The organism is Chitinophaga sp. Cy-1792, from assembly GCF_011752935.1.
Classification (GTDB): domain Bacteria; phylum Bacteroidota; class Bacteroidia; order Chitinophagales; family Chitinophagaceae; genus Chitinophaga.
In genome coordinates this window covers 1224460-1247832 of the sequence record NZ_VWWO01000001.1, presented here as the reverse complement: position 1 = coordinate 1247832, position 23373 = coordinate 1224460, and the positions used below count along the sequence as shown (strand labels likewise).

The 23373-nt window shown below is 43.6% G+C and carries 21 protein-coding genes and 1 tRNA gene; 13 read left to right on the top strand and 9 right to left on the bottom strand.

Going from position 1 to position 23373, the window contains the following annotated elements:
- Positions 1-75: 75 nt before the first annotated feature.
- The 4 genes from F3J22_RS05150 (at position 76) to F3J22_RS05135 (ending at position 2945) form a co-directional block, all read left to right on the top strand.
- Positions 76-846 carry a TatD family hydrolase gene (locus F3J22_RS05150; protein WP_167014961.1) on the top strand — a complete coding sequence of 257 codons (771 nt, stop codon included), beginning with the start codon at positions 76-78 and terminating at the stop codon, positions 844-846.
- A gap of 44 nt (positions 847-890) precedes the next feature.
- Positions 891-1928 (top strand): asparaginase, encoded by a 1038-nt coding sequence (locus tag F3J22_RS05145; RefSeq protein ID WP_167014959.1) that lies wholly within the window; start codon positions 891-893, stop codon positions 1926-1928.
- Between the two features lie 146 nt (positions 1929-2074).
- On the top strand, positions 2075-2767 hold the full coding sequence (aqpZ, locus tag F3J22_RS05140; protein ID WP_167014958.1) for an aquaporin Z: 693 nt from the start codon (positions 2075-2077) through the stop codon (positions 2765-2767).
- 91 nt (positions 2768-2858) lie between these two features.
- A tRNA-Ser gene (locus F3J22_RS05135) sits at positions 2859-2945 on the top strand.
- A 44-nt stretch (positions 2946-2989) separates the two neighbouring features.
- Here F3J22_RS05135 and F3J22_RS05130 read toward each other — a convergent pair.
- Positions 2990-4285: a hypothetical protein gene (locus tag F3J22_RS05130; RefSeq protein ID WP_167014956.1), complete on the bottom strand. Its 1296-nt coding sequence runs from the start codon at positions 4283-4285 to the stop codon at positions 2990-2992.
- A gap of 173 nt (positions 4286-4458) precedes the next feature.
- Between F3J22_RS05130 and F3J22_RS05125 the strand changes: the two genes are divergently transcribed.
- Together F3J22_RS05125 and F3J22_RS05120 are read left to right on the top strand one after the other, a co-directional pair.
- On the top strand, positions 4459-5472 hold the full coding sequence (locus tag F3J22_RS05125) for a sensor histidine kinase (RefSeq protein ID WP_167014954.1): 1014 nt from the start codon (positions 4459-4461) through the stop codon (positions 5470-5472).
- Positions 5466-6185 (top strand): LytTR family DNA-binding domain-containing protein, encoded by a 720-nt coding sequence (locus tag F3J22_RS05120; RefSeq protein ID WP_167014952.1) that lies wholly within the window; start codon positions 5466-5468, stop codon positions 6183-6185. The genes F3J22_RS05125 and F3J22_RS05120 overlap by 7 nt, the downstream gene beginning before the upstream one ends.
- Positions 6186-6191: 6 nt before the next feature.
- On the opposite strand, the gene F3J22_RS05115 is transcribed toward F3J22_RS05120, so the two are convergent.
- Both F3J22_RS05115 and F3J22_RS05110 read right to left on the bottom strand, forming a co-directional pair.
- Entirely contained in the window at positions 6192-6980 is a 789-nt protein-coding gene (locus tag F3J22_RS05115) for an alpha-ketoglutarate-dependent dioxygenase AlkB (RefSeq protein WP_167014950.1), read from the bottom strand.
- Positions 6981-6986: 6 nt separating this feature from the next.
- Positions 6987-8210: a hypothetical protein gene (locus F3J22_RS05110; protein ID WP_167014948.1), complete on the bottom strand. Its 1224-nt coding sequence runs from the start codon at positions 8208-8210 to the stop codon at positions 6987-6989.
- Between the two features lie 215 nt (positions 8211-8425).
- On the opposite strand from F3J22_RS05110, the gene F3J22_RS05105 reads away from it, so the two are divergent.
- The 6 genes from F3J22_RS05105 (at position 8426) to F3J22_RS05080 (ending at position 14195) form a co-directional block, all read left to right on the top strand.
- On the top strand, positions 8426-10165 hold the full coding sequence (locus F3J22_RS05105; protein ID WP_167014946.1) for a hypothetical protein: 1740 nt from the start codon (positions 8426-8428) through the stop codon (positions 10163-10165).
- 89 nt (positions 10166-10254) lie between these two features.
- Positions 10255-10824 carry a Crp/Fnr family transcriptional regulator gene (locus F3J22_RS05100; protein ID WP_240155004.1) on the top strand — a complete coding sequence of 190 codons (570 nt, stop codon included), beginning with the start codon at positions 10255-10257 and terminating at the stop codon, positions 10822-10824.
- Between the two features lie 66 nt (positions 10825-10890).
- The gene (locus tag F3J22_RS05095; protein WP_167014942.1) at positions 10891-11301 is read left to right on the top strand and encodes a VOC family protein; all 411 of its coding nucleotides are present in this window, start codon (positions 10891-10893) and stop codon (positions 11299-11301) included.
- A 250-nt stretch (positions 11302-11551) separates the two neighbouring features.
- Complete coding sequence (locus F3J22_RS05090; RefSeq protein ID WP_167014940.1) at positions 11552-12334, top strand: fatty acid desaturase; 783 nt, start codon at positions 11552-11554, stop codon at positions 12332-12334.
- 55 nt (positions 12335-12389) lie between these two features.
- Positions 12390-13481: a serine hydrolase gene (locus F3J22_RS05085; RefSeq protein ID WP_167014938.1), complete on the top strand. Its 1092-nt coding sequence runs from the start codon at positions 12390-12392 to the stop codon at positions 13479-13481.
- 147 nt (positions 13482-13628) lie between these two features.
- Positions 13629-14195, top strand: a complete 567-nt coding sequence (locus tag F3J22_RS05080) for a porin family protein (RefSeq protein ID WP_167014936.1) — start codon at positions 13629-13631, stop codon at positions 14193-14195.
- A 3-nt stretch (positions 14196-14198) separates the two neighbouring features.
- On the opposite strand, the gene F3J22_RS05075 is transcribed toward F3J22_RS05080, so the two are convergent.
- From F3J22_RS05075 to F3J22_RS05055, 5 genes are all read right to left on the bottom strand, one after another.
- Entirely contained in the window at positions 14199-15113 is a 915-nt protein-coding gene (locus F3J22_RS05075; protein ID WP_167014934.1) for a hypothetical protein, read from the bottom strand.
- A 14-nt stretch (positions 15114-15127) separates the two neighbouring features.
- On the bottom strand, positions 15128-17812 hold the full coding sequence (locus F3J22_RS05070) for a PAAR-like protein (protein WP_167014932.1): 2685 nt from the start codon (positions 17810-17812) through the stop codon (positions 15128-15130).
- Positions 17813-17838: 26 nt separating this feature from the next.
- Positions 17839-19590, bottom strand: a complete 1752-nt coding sequence (locus F3J22_RS05065) for a phage baseplate assembly protein V (protein WP_167014930.1) — start codon at positions 19588-19590, stop codon at positions 17839-17841.
- A gap of 14 nt (positions 19591-19604) precedes the next feature.
- Positions 19605-19994: a type VI secretion system tube protein TssD gene (tssD, locus tag F3J22_RS05060; protein WP_167014928.1), complete on the bottom strand. Its 390-nt coding sequence runs from the start codon at positions 19992-19994 to the stop codon at positions 19605-19607.
- Between the two features lie 267 nt (positions 19995-20261).
- Positions 20262-20930, bottom strand: a complete 669-nt coding sequence (locus F3J22_RS05055) for a helix-turn-helix transcriptional regulator (protein ID WP_167014926.1) — start codon at positions 20928-20930, stop codon at positions 20262-20264.
- Positions 20931-21384: 454 nt separating this feature from the next.
- On the opposite strand from F3J22_RS05055, the gene F3J22_RS05050 reads away from it, so the two are divergent.
- Entirely contained in the window at positions 21385-22671 is a 1287-nt protein-coding gene (locus F3J22_RS05050) for a serine hydrolase (RefSeq protein WP_167014924.1), read from the top strand.
- Here F3J22_RS05050 and F3J22_RS05045 read toward each other — a convergent pair.
- Positions 22668-23273, bottom strand: coding sequence for a redoxin domain-containing protein (locus tag F3J22_RS05045; protein WP_167014922.1), 606 nt, complete (start codon positions 23271-23273; stop codon positions 22668-22670). The two genes, F3J22_RS05050 and F3J22_RS05045, sit on opposite strands and share 4 nt — an antisense overlap.
- Positions 23274-23373 lie beyond the last annotated feature (100 nt).

Here is a 23373-nt window from a genome sequence, read left to right as displayed (position 1 = left end):
TTTAGCAATTCGGTTTTTCTGGCTGTACCTTTGTTATTCCATAAAGATAGGATTTTATATTATAAAAATAATGTTATGTTTTGGATAGATACCCACGCACATTTATATTCAGAAGAATTTAGTACTGATAGAAAGGAGATAATAGCCCGGGCATTATCAATGGGCGTGGAAAAGTTATTTCTACCGAATATTGATGAGGATTCCATTCCGGGCATGCTGGAGCTGGAGGAGGCATATCCGGCGCATTGTTTCCCGATGATGGGGATACATCCCTGCTATGTAAAGCCCGATTATGCTCCTCAGCTGGAATTAGTTCGGCGTCAGCTGGAGCAGCGAAAATACTGGGCGGTAGGAGAGATTGGATTGGATTTTTACTGGGACAAGACTTATGTACCGCAACAGTATGAAGCATTCAGGGCACAGCTGAAAATGGCCAGGGAACATGGTTTGCCGGTAGCCATACACAGCCGTGAATCGACACGGGAGTGCATAAACGAAGTGAAAGCCTTACAGGACGGCAATCTGAGTGGCGTATTCCATTGCTTTTCGGGCACGCAGGAAGAAGCGCAGGAGATCATCGACCTGGGATTTTACCTGGGAATAGGCGGAGTAGTGACTTTCAAGAAGGCCGGACTGGACAGGATCATAGAAGGAATAGACCTGCAGCACATTGTACTGGAAACGGATGCACCGTATCTGGCGCCGGTTCCATACAGAGGTAAGCGCAACGAGAGCAGTTATATTCCGTTGATAGGTGAGAAAGTAGCGGATGTAAAAAATCTAAAAATAGAAGAGGTAGCCGCTATTACCAGCAGTAATGCCCGGAAATTATTCAAAATGCTCTAACCTTTTAAAGGATAACTTTGCATAGAACTGGCAGACTTAGCACAATGAGTAAAATATTGATTATTTACACGGGCGGAACTGTAGGGATGATCTATGACGACAAAACCAAAGCACTGCGCCCGATAGGATTCAACGAGATCAGGAATAACTTGCCTGAGCTATATAGGATGGGAATAGACTTCTATGTTTATGCATTTAATCCACCTATTGATTCCTCCGATATGCAACCTGAAATATGGGTGGAACTGGCCAGTATCATTGAGGACCGTTATGACCGTTACGATGGATTTGTAATTCTTCACGGCTCCGATACAATGGCGTTTACCGCATCGGCATTAAGTTTCATGCTGGAGAACCTCTCCAAGCCAGTGATACTTACCGGATCACAACTTCCAATCGGAAAGATACGTACAGATGCCAAGGAGAACATTATTACCGCAATGGAGATTGCCTGTGCCAAGCACAATGGCAGTAATGTAGCGATGGTACCGGAAGTATGTATCTACTTTGACTTTTCCCTGTTCAGGGGAAATCGTTCCAAGAAGTACAATGCTGAAAAGTTTGAAGCATTTTATACCATGAACTATCCGCAGCTGGCGGAAGCAGGTATAGATATTAAATACAAGACGCAATCTATTTTACCGACACCGGCTGCATCATTGAAAGTTCACAAGGAGCTGGAAACGAATATCACGGTACTGAAACTGTTTCCGGGTATTACCCGCAGGGCAGTGGAGGCAACGCTGAATATACCGGATCTGAAAGGCGTTATCCTGGAGACTTTCGGTAGTGGTAATACGACCACGCAATCGTGGTTTGTTGATTGCATCAAAAGGGTATCTGATGCAGGCGCGCTGGTATTGGATATTACGCAATGTGATGGTGGTTCTGTGGAACTGGGTAAATATGAAACCAGTCAGCACTTGCTGGACATGGGCGTTGTAAGTGGCCATGACCTTACATTTGAGGCGGCGGTAACGAAGCTGATGTTTGTATTGGGTCAGGGGCTTACACTGGAAGAAAGTAAGACAATGATGGAAACACCGCTCCGCGGGGAGTTAACGATTGCTGAAGTGTATTAGTAGCAGTTATATTTTATGCAAACGGGAAGATGTCGAAAGATATCTTCCCGTTTTTTTATGTTCATCAATTTGTGATATATTTATAGTATAGATTGTTTATTACCCTGTACCCCAAGATTTTATATAACCTCTAAACAATTGCTCTTATGAATGTCTCTTCTTCGCAAAAATTCATTGCAGAATTCTTCGGCACCTTCGTGTTGGTGTTTATGGGCACAGGCGCGGCTGTACTGGCCGGGGCACATGTGGGCTTTTTAGGGATCGCATTTGCATTTGGGTTATCAGTACTGGTAATGGTGTATGCTATCGGTTATATTTCCGGCTGTCATATCAACCCTGCTATTACTATTTCCATGCTGGCCTTTGGCAAAATTTCCGGTAAGGATGCGGTGTCCTATATCATCGCACAGGTATTGGGAGCTATTGTGGCATCCGCGTTACTTTACTTTATTGCTCAGGGCAAGGCTGACTATTCACTGGCAGCAAATGGCCTGGGTGCAAATGGTGTAGGTGAAGGTTCTCCTGATCATTACAATCTTGTCAGCGGTCTGGTAGCAGAAATAGTGCTGACAACCATCTTCCTGGTAGTTGTGCATGGCAGTACCAGTAAAAACACCACCAATATTGGTTTTGCAGGCGTCGCTATTGGCCTCTCCCTTACCCTGATCCATATTGTGGGTATCCCTGTTACAGGAGTGTCCGTAAATCCGGCCCGTAGCATTGGTCCTGCGCTCTTCGTTGGAGGTGCTGCTTTGTCTAACCTATGGGTATTCATCGTTGGGCCTATCATCGGAGGCCTTATTGGTGGCGCGATTTGGAAACTATACGATAATAAATAAAAAAAAATTGGAAATATTAATTTTAAGATTATCTTTGCAACCCTGAAACGGAAAATCAACCTCTCCGTTTTAGTATCAAAAAGATAATCACGGAAGAGTGCAGGAGTGGTTGAACTGGCACGCCTGGAAAGTGTGTATAGGTGAAAGCCTATCAAGGGTTCGAATCCCTTCTCTTCCGCAAGCTTTAAGCCCTCAGATCGAAAGACCTGGGGGCTTTTACTTTTAAGGCTTCCTCACCAGCACCACATGCAGGTCATCATCTTTTTTAATTTCCCAGCCATTATTTAACTGCAACTCCCAGCCACTTCCTTTTGCTGTATTATTTTCCACAGAGATGTATTCTGGCGCTGACAATGTAACCACTTTCCAGTCTTTCATCAACATACCGCCATCGGTAACAATCAATTTACCCCATACATCATTTACTTCTGCGGTAGGATATACTGTTCCCAATTGGCCTAAATCGAATAAATTGTTGGGGTTGAAGCCGATACTCATGTTTTCGAGATTAATGACCAATACCGGCAGTTCAGCAAAACGGTGCGTATACCTGGCCACCTTCACTAATCTTTTATCTTCTTTCTCTTTCTCTGTTTGAAGAATAGCCGCTCCATTATACTGCTTTGCCATCTTATTTAGCGCAACATCCGTAATTGGTTCGGGTGTTTTCAGGTGGTAGTATTTCTCCACAAGGGCAGACAAAGAGGACGTTGAGTCGATGTTGCGTGTCCAGGCAGGAAATTTCTCATACAACAAATACCCGTATACAGGGCCTGTAACATATGCCATTGATCTGATAATTGATTTCTTTGAGGCTGTTTTATCAATTTCATCGTTTAAGTGCTGGTGTATGCTTGCTGCGGGGCGTCCTAATATCATTCCGGTGTACTCTGCCAATCCTTCGTTCATTTCAAGGATACGTTCTCTGGGGAAGGTAGCAGGGAACAGCTGTTGTCTTTTTCTATGGAATAACAAAGCATTTGACAGATCATTTTTACGCTGCTCAACCGGTTTGTTGAGTGCGGCTTTTAATGCCTGCAATTCCAGCAAAAAGTACACACGTCCGTACATGGTTGCCAGGTGATCCACTGTTGGGCTATTATCCGGTAAATTAAGCTGGCGTTGTATCCGGTGAAAGCTTTCGTGCATCATCAGACTAAGGCGCTCATCTTTGTCGGACGGCAATGGCCATAATACGAGTGTCCATAAACGATTTTGCCAAAGCGTAGCAGTATTGGCAAGGATAATATCAGCGGGCAGCTTTCCTACATAAACCCCTTCCTGTTTTTTTATGAAGATGCCTGCGCTGTCTGGTACATTGGTATATGCTACTCTTGAATTGGGTTCTACAAATATCATCGGGCCATACAGTGGTAAATTCCATACTTTCTGGCCCCTGGCTGCCGAATCAGCTTCACTGAAGTAATGGGCAGCCTGCAGGACAACAGTATCACGATCCTGCGCATTGCCACTGTATATGGCGGTAAATAGCAGCGTGACAACAAGGATTGTTCTCATAGTTTCTTTTTACGAAAAATACGCTTCAGACAGGGAAGAATCAGCCGATTTACATAAAGTGAAGGATTTACTATACTATCGGTGTTTCCTATTGCTATCTGCCATTAATCCCGCTTTTATGTCTGTTGCTATAATGGAAAAGACTTACTTTCCCGTTTTGCTTAAATTGGAACATGAGACGTTTTTTAATGCATTCCTTCTTCTGGCTTGGTTTCTACTTTATGTGGAACCAGATCATGTATTTCTACATTAGCGATACTGGGAACCGTCTTTATTTTTCTGCACTGGATGTCAGCTTGATTATCTGTGCGTTCTATGGCGTATATGCGTGGCTGATGCCATCCTACTTTAAGCATAAACAGCTGCTTAGGTTGCTGGTACAGTCATTTATCTGGCTGGGTTTACTGGCAGGAGGCTATGCATTTATCATGAAGATATTCCTGACCCACATGCTGGTGCCCATCCATTTTGATTTTTCCTGGAACTATACAGACCTGCAGTACAATCGTTTTTTTATAGCTTTAGTGGGGATACTTGGGGGCGCCTTTCTTAAGCTGGCGCTTGATCGCATCAATACTCAACGTAAACTGGATGCTATGGAAAAAGCCAATTCTCTCGCAGAACTAACTTACCTCAAAGCACAGCTGAATCCACATTTTTTATTTAATTCTCTCAACAGCCTGTATACACAGCTAGACTTTGACGTACCGCAGGCAAAGGTTACATTGATATCTATTGCTGATTTGCTGCGTTATCAGTTGTATGAATGCAATAGCGATTATATTCCGTTGTCAAAAGAATTCATCTACCTGGAAAATTATTTTAATCTTCAGCGAATCCGCACAGATGCCACGGCCAGTCTGAATATCATCGCTATGAACCAGGACCTTAAAATTGCGCCTTTGTTACTGATGCCATTTATAGAGAATGCATTTAAATATGTTTCTGATGATGACAACCGGGAGAATATTATTCAGATTGATATTCAGCTGACAGATGACCAACTTCATTTTTATTGCATGAATTCTACTGCCAGGAAACAACCCACCAACAACCGCCATGGTGTCGGGTTACAGAATGTAAGGCAGCGACTGGAATTAATGTACCCTCATCAACACCAGCTGGAGATCAGCGAAAATGACAACAGCTTTTCCGTTCATTTAAATCTAACATTACAAAGATGCTAAACTGTATCATTGTGGATGATGAGCCATTGGTCCGCAAACAAATTGAAAGCTACATTGAACAGATACCATTTCTACATTTAGTGGGCACTGCCCGTAATCCGGTTGTAGCACAGGCTATATTGTCTACCGAAGCTGTGGACCTGATTTTCCTGGATATTAAAATGCCACAAATGAGTGGCATCGAGCTTTTGCAAAAACATAGCATTTTTCAGCAGGTCATCTTTATTACTGCTTATCCTGAATATGCCTTACAGGGCTACGAACTGGATGTTACCGACTACCTGATGAAGCCTGTTACTTTTGAGCGCTTCCTGAAAGCCTGTGAAAAGGCCAATGCCAAGGTATCCGGCGCTTCCACGGTAAAAATGAACAGGGAACAGCCGGATTCATTATATGTACGATGTAATCATCGGCTGGAAAAAATACTGCTCGCTGATATTCTCTTCATTGAAGCGAAGTTGAACTATGTACAGATTGTAACTCCCAATAAAAAATATATTGTCTACGCCAGTTTAAAATCAATAGAAGAATGTTTACCTGGGACAGACTTTCTCAGAATACACAAATCCTATATTGTAGCTTTACAACATATAACAACACTGGAATCTTTACAAATCAGCGTTGCAGCATATACTTTACCAGTAAGCAGAAAGAGTCAGCAGATTTTAAAACAAAGCTTTTCTGCTATTCAACAACGGCGTTTAAAAAAATAGTGAGGTCTATATGCGCCGCTGTGGCTGCATAATGTCTGCCGGGCTTATTGTATACTCCAATTCAGGATAAACAAAATTCAGACTTCTATTTTCTTCTCCTCTCAGTTTATAAAATGCTGTTTCCTGGTCTTTATCTGCCATTGTTAATACGTTTCCATTGGCAAACATTGGTAAGTCATCTTTAAACAGAATATATGTTTTTGACGTGCGGAATGTAATGCCCAGCCATTTATTGTCAGGCGAGTTGACAGGAACAGGATCCAGTATGATCTTATGCTGAAATCGTTTATTCGTTTCCGTTGAGAATAGGATAACTGAGTTATGTGTCAGTGAATATTCAAATTCTTCGTCGGTCACTTTATCCTTAATTCTTAATTTTCGTATATGTTTTTCTGTTAGTTCATCCGGATTTTCGTAACAGGAAAATACCGCAATGAGGGAGTCATCTACCAGATCCAGGGCCTGATCCGAATGATAGCCCATTTTTGCATAACTGGCATCGTACACCTCGATCAAAGCATTATTGAAACCTGCAGGATTGGGCCCCTGCAGGCTTTGTCTATTGATAGTTTCAAGGATATTATCAGCTACTGCTTCATGGATAGGAGCAAAGAACTGCGCCGGAATGCTGTATTTTGAAGTAGTTCTTACAACAGGTACTCCATTGGTCATTTCTCTTACAAGATGATTGCCAATTCTGCCTTTTGAAAGTGCTTCAAAAATAGTTGCCTTCGATAATGCTTCAAACAAATTTGAGTTAAAATCAAGTACGATTTTATTAAACGCAGCAGCCATGTCTCTTTAAAAAATAGGTTTTTCGTAATCGCCGGCATTCATGCTGAAATGCACTTTACCATAGGTCATCAGTTTTTCTGACTTATTCTCCTCGTAATAAGAACTTCTCAATTCTTCCTGCATTTCCACGGTCATCTTCTCCAGTTCAATGAACTGGCCATTGTCTTTGATGAATGTCTGGTTATTGGTATGTACAGCTTCCAGGTTTGAGCAGCGCACCACATACCCCAATCGCGTTGGGATCATATCCACATTTAGCATAGACGGCCTGATTTCATGTGTATATAAACGGTTCGTTGAAAGCGGAATCATGAACACGGAATTCGGATACAGGGTAACGCTGAAATCCTTTTCCAGGGAATCATCCTCTACCGTACTTTTCAATTTGAAGAAAAGCCTTGTAAAACCACTGACATCTTTATAACATCTATCGTACCTGTCAGCTTCAACAGGTTTAAGATGTGCGAGATCGGCAGTATCATAAAAAGTACAGAATACGATCAATCCTTCGGCAGGCATGTCTTTCGTTTTGTCGGAATGAGCCTTGATCCTTGATTTCACCTCTTTATCCGTATCCTCTGTTTTGGCTTTATTCTCATAAATCTGCGCTAATACGTGATTGAGGTCTGTCCTTTCTTCAAAAACATATTTTACTTCTTCATTTAATCTATCTATAATCTGACGATCTGTGGTCCTGAAATTATCCGTAGGTCCGGTTAAATTACTCGAACACCTCAACAGGCGATAGTGCAGGGCTTCATTTCCGGCAGCCGCTTCTTCCTTCCTGATATCTGTTAAGTAAATCCCTTTCCTGAATGCTTTAGACGGCTTATTCGACTCTGTCAGCTCCTGGAAAGCATGTTCTGATTTTATCTTATCAAAAAAATCATCTCCCGTAAATAATCTTCTGAAATACACACCGGCATTACTCACTATAACAGGCACTTCACCGAGCGTAATGAGGTGGATATTATTTTCATGGAGATGTTCATAATTGCGGGAAAGTTCCTGGATGATAAATAATGGGAGCGATTGTTCTTGCAACAAGCTGATATCTCCACATACATACAATCTTTTACCCGCTTGTATTTCAGCAACATTATAGATTATTTTCCCACAGAATCTCTTGATAAGATCTTTTGTTTCTGCATCTGAATTTTCAACTTCCTGTAAAACCAACAGGACATTTCTTTCTTTGGTGATGCTATTTTCTCCGTACAGCGTGTTCATAGGTATATCAGGTTTAATAATCAGGATTTTTCACTTTTCGGGTCAATTCTATCCTGCAATGTATTACTTTCTGACAATATCCTCATTAGCCGTAACTCCTTTATTTCTAAACTTCTCTAGATAAAAATCTTATTATAATCCACTAATATTGTGCTCTGATAATTAAACACCCAATATCCTATACCAACAATTATATTATACCAAAGAGTAACTAAATGAGAACCATTTATCTGTCCCTTAGTCTGGCTTTGTTTAGCCTCACTACCTATGCCCAGAAACCCGCTGTCACCTGGGGAGAAGACTTCAATCTTAAAAAAGGCACCTCTGATCTGAAAGTAGTAGCCGTAGATAAGACCGGCGCTTATCTTGAAGAAAGTCATGATATCACGAAGAGCTACTTTGTTGTCACTTCAAAGAGAGGCTCTGCTACACTTGTAAAAGTAGATAATGATTTAAAAGAAGTTTATCGCAATGATTTCAACAAGGAATTAAGAGGAAAAGAGTTTGAACAATTCCTTCCGTTTGATGACAAAATTTACATGTTCTCATCGGAATATAGCAAACGCGATAAACAGCTAGCCATTTTTGCTTCTGCCATTGATAAAAAAACCGGTGAGTTAACCGGCGAATGGAAGCAGGTAGCCACTTATCAGCAGGAATCTAAAAGCGATGACATCAACTTTAAGATTACCTATAGCGCCGATAGTTCAAAGGTTATTATCGTTAGCAGCCTGGAAGGAAAAGAAAAGAATGCCTACATGATCCAGGAACTTGGCAAAAACCTGAAAACTACTTCCAAACCTGTGACGCTTTCCAATGAGTTCGAACATGACAAGTATGAATTAGAGGATGTACTGTATACCTCCGACAAGCGTATTGTACTGGTTGGTCGTATGTACGAGTATGAAGAAGGAAAAAGGAAAAAAGCTAAATTCCTCGATTTCGCGAACTATAACATCCGTATCTACGACGAGAAAGGAAAACAACAGACAGAAGTGAATACGGCCATCAATGGTAAATGGCTGATTAGCACTAAGTTAACACAGGAAAAAAGTAAAGACCTAGTACTGGCAGCCTTCTATTCCAACGAGAAAAGAGGGAAAAAATTTGATGGGTTACTGGTACAACGCATCGATATAAACAATGGAACGGTGTTATCTACCAGCGACAAAACCATCAATACTGCCATGTTGTCCGGCAACCAGGATAGCGATGATAATGATGATGACGACGACAAAGAGGAAAGCAAAGAAGAAAGAAAAATGCGTCAAAGTCTGAATAAAATGAAAGACGAAGGAGAAGGTTTCTCCAAGTACATGCAGTTCAGAAATATTTTCTATACCCCAGACGGTGGTCTGGTGATTCTGGCGGAATACTACCACCATTACATCACTTACTCTACCACTACGACCTACAGTGGCGTAACCGGCATGATGGGCAGCAGCCGCACCACTGCCAATTCCAACTATATTTGCGGTGACCTGATGATGTGTAAAATAGATGCCGCCGGCAATATAGGATGGTTACAGGTACTTCCTAAAACACAGCGTGAGGTAATAGCTGGTGCTACCAGTGGTATTGGTATCGGTGGCCTAAGCTATAGCTACAGCTATTTCAATGATGGCAACAGACCTTTCTATTCCGGTTTTGGCGCTGTGCAATCTGGCAATAAGATTCACATCTTATTCAATGACAATACCAAAAATGCGAGTGTAGTACAGGCAGGACAAAAGGCCAAAACCACTATGCGCTTTAGCAAAACAGATTGTTATGTTTTAGACCTGGACGCTACTACCGGTACATTTAACCGTAAAACATTCTTCTCCAATAAAGAAGTCCCTACTGCAATGCCGCGTCTGGGAGCTGTTATTGGAAATGATATGTATATGGTAGGAAAGTCGGACAGATGGCTTGGAAAAACAAAAATTGCTGTAGCTAAGATCAGCATTAACTAAGCATATCTATATAACTTTCAGGGCCCTCCGATCCAGTCGGAGGGCTTTTTTGTATCTTTATACCAATCACCTTTTCCACAACCATGCGTATGTTATTAGCTTTTCTTCGCAGTCTGAGCAATACTTTCAGTGATGATGCATGGCATCAGTTGCAGCCCGCCCTGACTACGCATACCTACAAAAAGAATGACTTTTTGCTGAAAGCTGGTGAAGTATGTAAATCCCTGTATTTTATTGAAAAAGGGGCTTGCCGGAGCTTTTATGACATGGATGGTATAGAGAAAAATACCGGTTTTTTTTTCGAAGGTCAGATTGTTACCAATATTACCAGTCTGGGCAATGGCGATAAATCAGCGTATAGTATAATTGTTACTGAGCCTACGACAGCCATCTGTTTCGATAGGGATAAATTGTTTGAGATTTCCAATGGCAATAAAGAAATTGAGTTGCTCGGCCGGCTCTGTATACGTCGGTTTGCATCTATACAGGAAGAGTTCTCAAAACTATTTCAGCTATATTCTGCGGAGGAGCGACTTATATACCTTGAAAACCACCATCCGGAGATACTACAAAGAGTCTCCTTATCGCAGCTAGCCTCGTTTCTGGGTGTAGCACGCGAAACGTTGAGCCGGATAAGAAAACGCAGGGCAATACGATAACTTTTGTGACGATCGTCACAGGTTGGGTTGAACTACATTACTCAACTTTGCATCAAACAAAAGTATATGAGTCTACTGAAAAAAATTGATGCAACCACCAATGTAATTACCTGGTTCGAGATACCTGTATCGGATATAGCAAGCGCTAAGATATTTTATGAAACCATTCTGGATATTGAAATGACGACGCGTAAAGATGGCGAAAATGAAGCGGTGTTTTTCCCCTATGATCCTGCTGTGGTGCAGGCTACTTCCGGAAGGGTTACCGGTGTTTTATCGAAATCATCTAATAACAAGCCTTCTGAAAACGGGACAACCGTATATCTCAATGCCAGTCCTTCGCTGGATAAAGTTCTTGGAAAGGTAATAGCAGCAGGAGGGAAGATCGTCCTTCCCCGGACGCCTATTCCAGCAGGATTCATCGCTATCATTCTTGATCCGGAAGGCAACCGGGTAGGGCTACACGCCGAATCGTAAAAGGTTGATACCCTGATTAATGGGGGCTCCAAATAGTAGTCGCCATTTACTAACATTTCAGATAAATAACAGCAACAGGCCATACAACGTATAACGGTGTGGTCTGTTTTATTTTTCATATGTATGATGAGCCCCTGTTATGCTGCACTTATAGCCAGGAACCCGCGTCCGCATAGTTTTCAAGTTTATAAATAGTTTTTGTTTTTCATCGCACCTGCCAGTACTTTTACATGGTCGTAAAATCCACCCTATGACGCAACAGGAAATCCTCAGTAAAGTAGCATGGAAAGACTTGAAGCATCTTTCCACTAAGGAGATGTTAATTGAAAACAACATTTCCCTCCCCTGGCTTTTAGCATCCTGGTTCCTGGCATGGAAAGGTTACTACCTGGTTGCATTGCCATTCTCCGCTTTTTATTTTCTAACCGCGTTAAGGCAGGTGCATAACGGGTTCCATAATTCCCTGGGCACCAGTAAATTTCTTACCTGGCTTTCCCTGTACCTGAATAGTCTTTCCATGATGACTGCCATTCATGCGGTGAAGTTCAATCATATCCGGCATCATAAGTACTGTTTGTCTGACCAGGACTATGAAGGAAAAGCGGCCGGTATGACCTGGTATGGCGCCATTTTGTATGGTCCCATTCATATGTTCCTGATTCATAAGGTAACGATTAAGCATGGTAACAAAAATTATGTCCGGAATGTATGGATTGAAATCATTTCTATACTGGTAATGGCGGCTATTATTATCTACCTGAAAATCCCCTTCCTGATATATCATATGATCGTGATGCTGGTTGGTGAGTTGCTGATGGCTTTCTTTGCGGTATGGACGGTTCACCACGACACACACGAAACGCCGGAATTGGCCCGTACCCAGCGTAGTCGCTGGAAAAACTGGCTTACTTTCAGTATGTTCTATCACCTGGAACACCACCTGTTTCCTGCAGTCCCTACTATTAAGCTTCCTGAGCTGGCTAAGCGGCTGGATGCGGCACTCCCTGAAATGGAGAAGCGGCAAACTTTTTAACTACATCTTCCACCACTAATTCCTTCCAAATCCCGGAACCAGGATCGCCTAATTAATGAAAAGTCTGCTAATATTACTCAGCTGCTTTCAGGGAACTTTTGCTAATCCGCAAATTGATAGCACTATTCAAAAGTTCATGCAGCAATATAATATTCCCGGAATGTCCGTAGCCGTAACCTATCAGGGTAAAATGGTTTATAGTAAAGGATATGGGTTTGCCGTAAGAGAAGACAGCACACCTGTTACTACAAACAGTCTTTTTCGTATTGCCAGCGTATCCAAATGTATCACTGCGGCGGCTATACTGAAGCTTGCGGAAGAAGGCAAACTTCAGCTAAATGATAAGATTTTCGGCGAGCACGGTTTACTTGGCACGCGCTACCTTCGTAACGGGTATGATTCTTCCATCCTGGATATCACCGTGGATCAGCTGCTACACCATACGGCTGGCGGATGGCCCAACAGCGCCGGCAATGATCCCATGGCACTTCTACCCACACTACCTATAGACTCCCTGATACCTCATATATTAGCCAGCAGTACATTAAAATACAAGCCAGGAGTGATGTATATGTATTCCAACTTTGGTTACTGCCTCCTGGGACGCGTTATTGCCAGCGTAAGCGGTATGACTTACGAAGGATATATACAGGAGCACCTGCTTCATCCCGTAGGTATAAACGACATGCATATAGGCAGCAACAGCAAGGTTACACGTTTGCCTGCGGAGGTCGCCTATTATGATAACTGGCCTGGCTTAGCCTATGTTACCAATGTTTCGCGGTTAGAGGCCGCCGGTGGCTGGATCACTTCCGCTAAGGATCTGGCCAAATTCCTGCTGGCTATTGATGGTTTCGATACAGCACCGGATGTGCTTACAGCTGCATCCATTACCACAATGACAAAAGGTTCCGAGGCTAATCCCGGCTATGGCTGCGGCTGGCTTATAGATGGCGCCGGAAACCGGGGACATGCCGGCTCAATTCCAGGTACTGCCAGCGAAATATGGAGCTCCCGTAATGGCGTCAATGTCGTACTGTTATGCAATAGCCGGAATAAAGATGCATTTTTCAATGATCTGCATGGAGTTGTGCTAACAATACTCAACAATAAAACATTGCTGTCAACAGGTACCAGTCAGCCTTAAAATCCAGTCAGGCCGCTATGCCAAACTAATGGTTTATATACAGGTTGACCTAACCACCGGACTTAAAGCCGGTTATTCCGGAAAAAGATACAGAACTCTTTACCTTTCAGATTGTTAGTAGAGTATAGAACTTTCTAATACTATTACATGAAAAAGCTCCTCTTACTACTACTTATATACTTCCCGTTGCGGCTTCAGGCGCAGGATTCAGAATTCAATCCTCCCCGCTGGAAAAACCTTAGCAGGGGATATGTCTACGGTATGCTTCACCAGGATAAATTTGGCGGCGGTATAACCTATGACTATGGATTCAACAAATATCTTGCTGCCGGCCTTGGGGTAGAATTCACCTCCTTTGAGGACCACCTGCTGATTCCTACATTCATAGACCTGAAAGCCAGGTATCCATTTGGAAAATTTGAACCGTTCATCAATGGTCAATTTGGATACAACAACTATCGGGTTACGTACCAGTATCATTATTCCGATAATAATGGCAATCCGGCCACTACGAATTATCAGAAAACCGGGAAGCTATTCTATGGTGTCGGCGCCGGCGTTTCTTACCTGTTTGGCCATATAGGTGTATTTGCGTCTTATACATTCCGTGGCTACACTTATAAATATGCCAGCTTTACTGCCAATAATTCGGTGGTGTCGTTTCCGGATGACAAGCCTACAGCGAATCTGATATCAGCAGGTATCGTATTCTGATGCTCATCGGCGAAACGAATAATCAGTTTCATCTATGAGCGATTTCAATAGAGGACAGGTCTTAAAATCTGCCTTTACCAATTCCTGTATAAGCGGTTGATCCTCTTCACACACGTCTTCCACGAAGTCGGTAAAACCGGCTACTATGGCTGCATTTATCAATTTTCCAATTTCCAGCGGTGCCACTTTCATCATTCGGAGATATTGAATGGTACTAACGGTATGCACAAACAAGGCAGGTTTCAGCTCCTGTATTAGCAACAGCCTGTTTTCACGCAACATTAGTTTTCCGGCCTGTTGGTTCCAACCATATATGGTCCTGATAAAATCTGCCCTGCCTTCGGCGTCTTCGCTGATACCCGCGATCATCCATTTATTCAACGGTTGGGATATTGAATATCCGAGATCAAAAAAAATGTTCTGCAAGGCTGCGCCATAGTGATATTTCACCATAGGAAATAAGCTGGTATCGTTATACACCAGGAAACGATTAAAAGCCAGCAGATAATGAAAGAACCGTTCGCTCCATTGGCTTATTGGAATGTCTATTACCTGATGATGTTCGTCGTAGGTATCACAAAAGTTTTCCAGGTCTTCATCCGGAATAAGGATCCGAGCACTGCGAACGGCCCATATATCGCTTTTCCCAGGCTCTTTTGTGTGCATTAACCTGATATCATTATACTTACTATCTGCCAGTGAAATACCAGCCAATTCCTGCACGATCCTTTCAAACGCTGCAGGCTCCGGGAACTTGTATCCCAGCAGCTTTAGCTTATTACATATTTTCTGCGTTTCCTTGTTACTGATACGCTGATTTACTGGTTCTTCCATGAAGCTATTTAACGGCATAACGGGTAGTATAGTGATGAACTTAAAGTACAGCAACAATACTGTGCTGAATGATTGGCTGAACATAATTCAATGATTAATTAGTGAGTAATATGACCTGTCCATTTTGTGCTCCCTACTGCAGGATCATTCCAGGTAGTGGTATCTACCTCCCGTGGTTCAAGGATTACACGGACCGTTCTGCCGTTATCCTGCTGGGCAACAATATCCAGGTCAGGGATATTGGCATACAGTTCTCTTACCAACGCATTTTCGTGAAAAGAGTACCCTCTTGAATGGGTGGTCAGGCAGCCAATGCTTCCTACAGGCCAGCCGCCATGAATCGCTATGCCTGTACGTTCGCCGGCCGCCCCCGAAACAGATGCACTTCCAATACCTTTTGTATCAGAGAGGTACATCCTGTATTTCTGGGAAGACAATCCCGGATTCAGGTAATATTCACCGGGTGGACATTCATTCATATATCCATAACGTGCGGCATCATGTTTTCCGTAAGTTTCGCCATGCCCATCCCTGGTGAGCCAGGTGGCATAGTCCGGGGCAGGCAACTTATTGGCTGCCTTCAGTTGTTTATACTGCGCCAGCGAAAGCCGGCGGTATACCTGTGTGGCATAAACCGGCCATGTTGCATCTATATTTATTTTGCCACTTTTCTTTACATAATGCTCATTGCCAGTACCGGATGCGGTACCAGATATAACCACTATCGTATCCTGGTTGGGCTCCTGCCATTGCCGGGATTGGTAGCGTTTGCAACTGCTTACCTGCAGCGACTTACAAGCCTCCCTGAAAAAGCGTTTCCGCTCTGCAATATTATCCAGGGCAGCATTGATAAGTCGGCTTACGCTTTCAACCGCATAGCCATCGGCATAATCGGCCCGGTAGGCAAGGGCATGAGAACGCCAATAGATCATAGCCGCCGCCATGGCATGACGGGCGTTGGAGGAAACCTGTTCCGGCGAAGATTCCCAGTCGACAGTACCCGCATTCATCCATTTGGCGTACAGACTGGCAGCGAGCTTATAATTGCCACGGCCCGTCAGCTGAATAAATCCGCGGCCACGGTAATTCCACCCATCAGCAGTTTCATAGGCACCATTGCCATTAATGCCGGCATATGCCCAATTGGCTATTTGCTGCTGATGCTCATTGGATACTGGTGTATCATCATTTTCTGCACGCCCCCAGGCCGTGGCCCTGCGGCTTCCTTCATTGGTTTTAAACCGTTTGAATTTCTTTACCAACACATCGGCCGCATAGTTGAAACCCTCTTCCAGCTGCTGAAACCTTGTTTCAGTCGCAATCTGTGCCAGGAAGTGCGCCTTGCGGGCACAGGTATCCAGCTGAAATGCCGCCCTGTGCTGATTAAGTACTTCCAGCCCTTCCCTGATTTTATGCTCATCTTTCAGGAACATCTTACCATCTTTATTGACGGCCATATTCCGTATATGCGTCATGGTTATTTCTTCTTCGCAAGCTGCACACAGGACAGGTTCTTTCCCGGCACCGGCAGCATTAATAACCACCGCGCTATTACGTTGCTTTTCCGGAGCAGCAATTACCGGAAAGGCATTTAGTGTTTTCCACCAGGCATACCAGTTAAGTGATTTTACGGCCAGATAAAAACGTTGCACCCTTTCATCATATTCATTTTCCCACTCTTTTTTAATAGTGAACTCAAATTCAATATACCCGTGATCGTTAAAGGTATAGGTGCCTTGAAATATAGTCCGGTCAAGTCTTTCCAGATCTTTACCATTTGCCTTTTCCAGTCTTTTTATCTTTACCGCAATGGTTTCTCTGCACATGTTGACTGCCACCAGTTTACAGGTAATTGTATCTCCATAATGGGCCGTGACCAATTCATTACCTTCTCTATGAAAGCTGACTGTTCTGATTCCCGGGCGTTCCTTAAACAGCAATGGCCGTCTGGGCTGCAATACATTTGCGCCTTTGATAGCTATGCCATTCGTATAGATACGCGCATATAGCAGGTCGCCATCTTTCAGTAAATCGCTTTGGAGTTTATCTGTGCGGAATGGGACGATGATACGTCCCTCTGCTGATTGAAACGCAGTAGCAGACATAATGGTAGTAAAGTGCTGCAGATGCATGTCTGTAGCTACAATTTCCACTTCAACATCAATAGTCGTAATGCCTGAAAACATCAGATGGAGATACGATATTTCATGCCACCCGGTTACTTTTTTAAGACTCCCTTTATCATCCCGCCATGATGCATACATCAATGCGATAGGCCTGGTATCTGCCTCAGACTTCCCGGTGCCTGGTGCCTCAGTAGCTGTTGGTTGCGTTTCAGGGGTCTGTTTTTCCTCCGGTTGTGCTTTGGGGGCTGTAGTCTCATTGTTTCCCGGTACTGCCACAGGCATATCACCGGGATATGGTGGCAGCTGGCCATGTTGCTGCAGTTTTATCGTTCCTCCTTTGACACAGCTGGCCTCACTATCGGCTGTCAACGGATATACGCCCCCAGGCAATATCATCTGTTTATAATAATGCTGCCACTGTAGCTGCGCGGTACAGGGAACGGGGTTCTTCGGGTCCGGAATTCTGCAGAGCGAGAAATTCAGCGCAAGTACGTTGTTATCTGCTGTGGTAGCGACATTTTTCCCATTGGCGTCCCGGATAAAATACTTGTTGTTGCTGATTACATGCAATGATATGGGGGCCGGACTAAGTGCTTTGTCGCAGGTACACAAAGCTCCGGCACATACCAGGTGCAATGACTGGTTTGCGTTTTTCATAGTTTATTGTTGATATGGTTGGTTGCTTAATGCATATTGATTTTCTCTTCTCCCTGTATATGTAATGCTTTTGCCGATTTGATCAGGAAATCGCCTTTTGTGGAATGTAATGCTGCATTTTCCGAAACGGCTTTCAGCTCGGCTGCAAACAGGGAGAGTTGTTTATCTGTAATAAGACTTAGCTCTCCGGCCGACAGTACTGCTGTTGCGGTTGCATATTGGTAAAGGTTGCTGGCAGCTGATATGGAAACATCGCCTGCAGCGGCTAATGTTACCGCCGCATCTGCTTTTAGCAGAATATTTTTACTGTGCAAGGTTATTAATTCAGGTGCCTGTAGCTGCATCGTTCCGCTGGAAGTATCCAGCAATAACTGGTTTCCACCTTTATCTGCAATGTGTACCTGTTCTGCGCCGGGAGTATCGTCCAGGGTGATGGTATGCCCGCTTCGGCTACGTATCACCTTGAGGTTATTCTGTACTGCTGCCGGAGCAGGACGCTGGCTATTGTTATAGAAGGATCCCGCCACAAATGGCTTGTCTGAATGCTGTTGTTCATAACCAATCCATACCTCTTCATTGATTTCAGGAAGAAAATACCAGCCTTTTCCATTTCCGGCTACAGGCTGCATTATCCGCATCCATGGAGAACTTCCTGTAGTTTGCCATTGGTACCGAACCTTCACGCGTCCTAAATTCTCAGGGTCCTCATTATCCGTTACTACAGCGCTTTGTCCATGACAACGCGGGGTTTCAACGTTGTATCCCGGCGCTTCCACTGCTGTAGATATAGCTTGGAACGTATTGTAATAACTATGGTCTCCTGTCATGAAATGCCGGACAGCCATCACCCTGAAATCGCCGTAGGACTTACTTTTATCTGCCGGCTCCACGCGGATAATATCTCCGGGACGAATACCGGCATGGATACTCCTGCCGCGGAGCTGCAACCCTTGTGTGAATAAAGTCCGCGTTTGTTTGTCTACCGCTTGTTGCATTATCGCTTCAGATTCCGCTGAGGCGCCGGCTGATATTAATGTTGAAGCATTATTCAATACTGTTACTTCATCAAAGAGGTGATGCAGGTAGTTATCTTTGGGCAAATCTTTTACGGTAGCATATTGCTGGCTGGACAGCATATAGTCGAAACAATGCACCTGTGCGGCCGGCGCAGGCATGGCAACACTGATTTCAAAATCCAGTAGCTGTATTCCTGTCTGTAAAGAAATATATGCAGGCTGATAGTTACCGAAATGAAAGGTGGTGCCGTCATAAAAACACCATTCCTTGTACAGGACGGCGATGCGCTGTAGCAATAGCAGATTGGTTTCCTGGCACTGTAACAGGTAGGGGATTGGTTCGTGTGCCTTAGGGCTGATATTGGTTTGTCGCAGGGACGTGGTGAAATCTTTTGCCAGTGTAGCTGCCGATTTGTTCTCAAACACCTGCATTGCTGCAGTACGGTGCAAGGTTATGTCCGGACTGCTGCCTTTCACGATACAGCTGCCATGGCCGGCAGCAGTGGCATTGATATGCACACTTGTTACCAGGCCTCGGAAAGTATTTTTCTGCCGGCTGCCGGTTTGAAGATTTATTTCCAGCTGTTTACCCAGTAGTCTTTGTACTAACTGTTCGGGTGTATGCTGCTGCTGTAGCCAGTTTCCCGGTACCATCAGTTCGAAACCATGTGGCATATGTAGGTATTGTTCCAGCTGTAGCGACAATACATTGGTATATTGCTCTCCGTCGAGGATGACGGAAATAGTAGCGATAGCAGTCATAAGCAGTAGTTTTATCAGGCTGGCCATTGATGTTCGAATGTGGAATTGTTTACCTGAATTTTCCTGGCAGATAACAGCAGTTTTATCTGCATGGGTTGTTCATTGGCAGCATTAAAATGCTCCGAATAGCCAATACAGTAGGTGTCGGAAAACTTCAGCTCTTTCAGCCGTGACAATGCATCCCGGCGGTAAAAGGTAATACTGCCGTTATGTGTGGCTGTATCGCTGATCATCCAATCCAGCAAACTGGTTTCTGATGAAGACTCCAGCAACAATTCCAGGTGATGGGCCAGTGTACTGGCATTGGGCCTGCCGCAATAATCTGTGCTTTGAAAAAAGGAAAACCGGCATTCAAGAACATTGAAATCAAGGCCGTTTATAGTACAACGTGCTTTAAAAGACATGGTAAAACGGTTAAACAAACAAGATCGGGTTAACAGATATCCTGATGCATCAATAGGACATCCAACTAAAATTACATTTTTAAGATTAATCAAACATCAACCTATAAAAAATTCATAAGTGCATAAAATCGTTTTAACAAAAAACACTTCTCCACAAAACCCTTTAATAGCGGCACTTTCATCTACCTAAAAAAATTTTAGGTATAATATCCAACAACAAAATATTGTTAATATTATATCATCTTCTTACAAAAAATAATAACAAAATCAGATCATATCAAATGCCTGGGCGAACTGCGTAAGATCATACATAGATTCTGCATTGATTTTTGATTTGATATTTCTACGGTGGGTGACAACTGTTTTTTCTGATATATGCAGTTCCCTGGCCATTTCTCCGGCACTGTGACCTAATGCCGTCAATCGGAGAATTTCTTTTTCTCTTTTGGTGAGTTCAGCAAAAACGTGCTGGTGCTGTCGCAGAAAAGTATTTTCCTTTAACAGTCTTTTTAATTTGCTGGTAACGTGATGTAGCGGATCTATGGGAATAGCGCAGGTAATCAGGTGTGTAGGCAGCCCTGTTTCATCGCGGAAAAAAACACGGGTCGTGCTCAGGTGCCATTCGTAATCCTCACGGCCCGCCAGCCTTACCTGCTGAAAAAAAGAAACGATCCTGTCCTCTTCGGCAGGGGATTCCACCAGTTCCAGAATTCGTGGTACAAAATCTTCCACGTCCTGTGGATTGAATACACGCTGGTAATACTCCTGGCCCAGGGCAATGATTTCTTCCAGCGTATAGCCAAGGGCATGACAACCCCGTTGCGACATATGCACCACTCCTCCTTCCGGAAATTTATGGATCAATAGAACAGCCGGCAATTCATCTTCAATAGATTGCAATGCTTTTATCTTCTCTTCCAGCGTTACTCCTGACATGTTTGACTCGTATTCTACGTTGATATACAATTAAGACAAAGCGGGAAAAAAACAATAGTGAACCCCATCTTCTACATACACACTATTCCGGAACTGATGGCAAGAGGTTTTTACAGGTGGTTGGTTTTGGTCTATTTTCTGCAAATGTAATTAGAAATTTATAAAAACAGTTTGGGTCCCATCCATAACGGTGAGACCCAATTTTGGGGGTAATTGACCGATTTTACGGTCGTAGAAAAATTTTATATGGAAAAAGACTCTTTAAGTGAGTCCGACATTTTAAACGTGCTCACCGCAAAAGTAGCTGAATAGCAGGGAGTATAAAATACCTAGATGTTGGTATTTTTAGATTGCCCGCCAGACCCATTAAACACTATACTTTTCAAGTAGTTATAATTATCTGCCGTAAAAATTCTTGAACTATTTATATCTTAACCGCCGTTAAAATTCCGCTATGAAACGAATACTGTTCCCGTTTTTATTACTTGGCTGCCTCCATGGTCAGAGCCAGCAATTGAAGCCGGCAGCACCTGAAGAGGCGCATATGTCGGCCGAAAGATTATCCAGGATAGACTCCCTTGTAAATAGTTATGTAAAGAAAGGGTATGTGAATGGCGCCACCGCCATGGTCATCCGTGACGGAAAGATCGTGTATGACAAAGCATTTGGTTATAGCGACACGGATAAAAAAATTCCCGAAAGGACCGATAACATATTCAGGATTGCCTCCCAGACCAAAGCTATCACCAGCGTCGCAGCCATGATGTTATACGAAGAGGGTAAATTTCAGCTGGATGATCCGCTGTCTAAATATCTCCCGGAATTCGCTAATCCACAGGTAATCAGGTCTTTCAACAGTAAGGACACCACCTGGACAACGGTGTCGGCTACACGGGAAATTACCATCCGCGACCTGTTCAGGCATACCTCCGGATTGGGTTATGCCCAGATCGGCGGCCCTATGGAAACGGCTATTTATGCAAAAGCCGGTATAGTAGGTGGTGTTGGACTGAAAGACCAGGTGGTGGGCGATAAGATGAAAATACTTGCCAAACTTCCATTGCTGCATAACCCCGGCGAGAAATGGACCTATGGCCTCGGTGTAGATGTACTGGGATACCTGGTGGAAGTCTTGTCCGGCAAGTCCCTGGACCAGTTTTTTAAAGAACGCCTGTTCCAGCCCCTGGGCATGAATGATACCTATTTTTATCTTCCGGAAGATAAAAAGTCCCGCCTGGTACCGCTTTACACAGAAGACCCTAACACCCATACGGTACATAACATCGGAAAATCGGTGAACCTGAAGGGTGTTGACCTATGGGCCGACTACCCTAAATTTAACGGTACCTACTTTTCCGGTGGTGGCGGATTATCGTCTACCACAAAGGATTATGCAATTTTTTTGCAGATGCTGGTCAATGGAGGTATTTATAATGGCGTGAGAATATTGAGCAGAAATACCGTACGTATTATGACAATGAACCAGACCGGCGACCTGGAAGTGGCCTGGGACAAATACAATTGTTTTGGTCTTGGCTTTAAGGTGACTACAGAAAAGGGAAGTGCGGTTTCGCTACAGCCTGCCGGCGTATTCCAGTGGGGTGGCATGTTCTGCACCACCTACTGGGCCGATCCTAAAGAAAAAATTGTGGGATTGATCTACACGAATGTCTGGCCTACCTCTCACGGAGATATGAACGAGCTTTTTAAAAACCTGGTATACCAGGCTATCAATGATTAAGCGCTGATAGCAACACGATTATCGATTGCAGCCAGTATATCCGCTGGCTGTAATTGTTTTTCCAGGTAGAGATCTGCAAAAGCATACCTGATCTGCAACGATGGTGTTACCACAAATACTGCCGGTACCGGAACATCTTCATTTACGCCAGCCACAAAACCCCAGATAGGATCCGACTTTTTATAGATACCCGTCTTACGGGCGATATGCTTATCCGCATCAAAAGCCACATCAAAAGGAACCTGACCATTTACATTTTCAAACGCCTGTCTGCCCTCACTGGCAACCACCAGTAATTTAGCGCCAGCCGCTTCTATAGCCGGTTGCAAAGCTTTCAGCTGCTCAATCAATGTATCTGCATAACCATTCCAGTGAATAGAATAATACACCACTACCAGTGGCTGCGAAGTTAAAGTGTGAATACTAGCCCCCTGTGTTAATAACCCGGCATCCCGGATTACATCGGACCTGTCAAGGAAAAACTCAGGAAAACGCTGACCGGATTGAATCGGCGAAACCTTCTCTCTATGATATCCTGTTTTAGGAAAGTTCTCCGGAATTGGCTGCTGGAGGTAGTCGGCGTAACGGTAAAGTGTAGACATCCTGGTATATTTTAAAATGGTTGGAATGATTGCAACAGGTTTCTTACCAATTGTGAAACAAATATAGGGAGATTATTTTAATTTCCTACTAATCCTATAG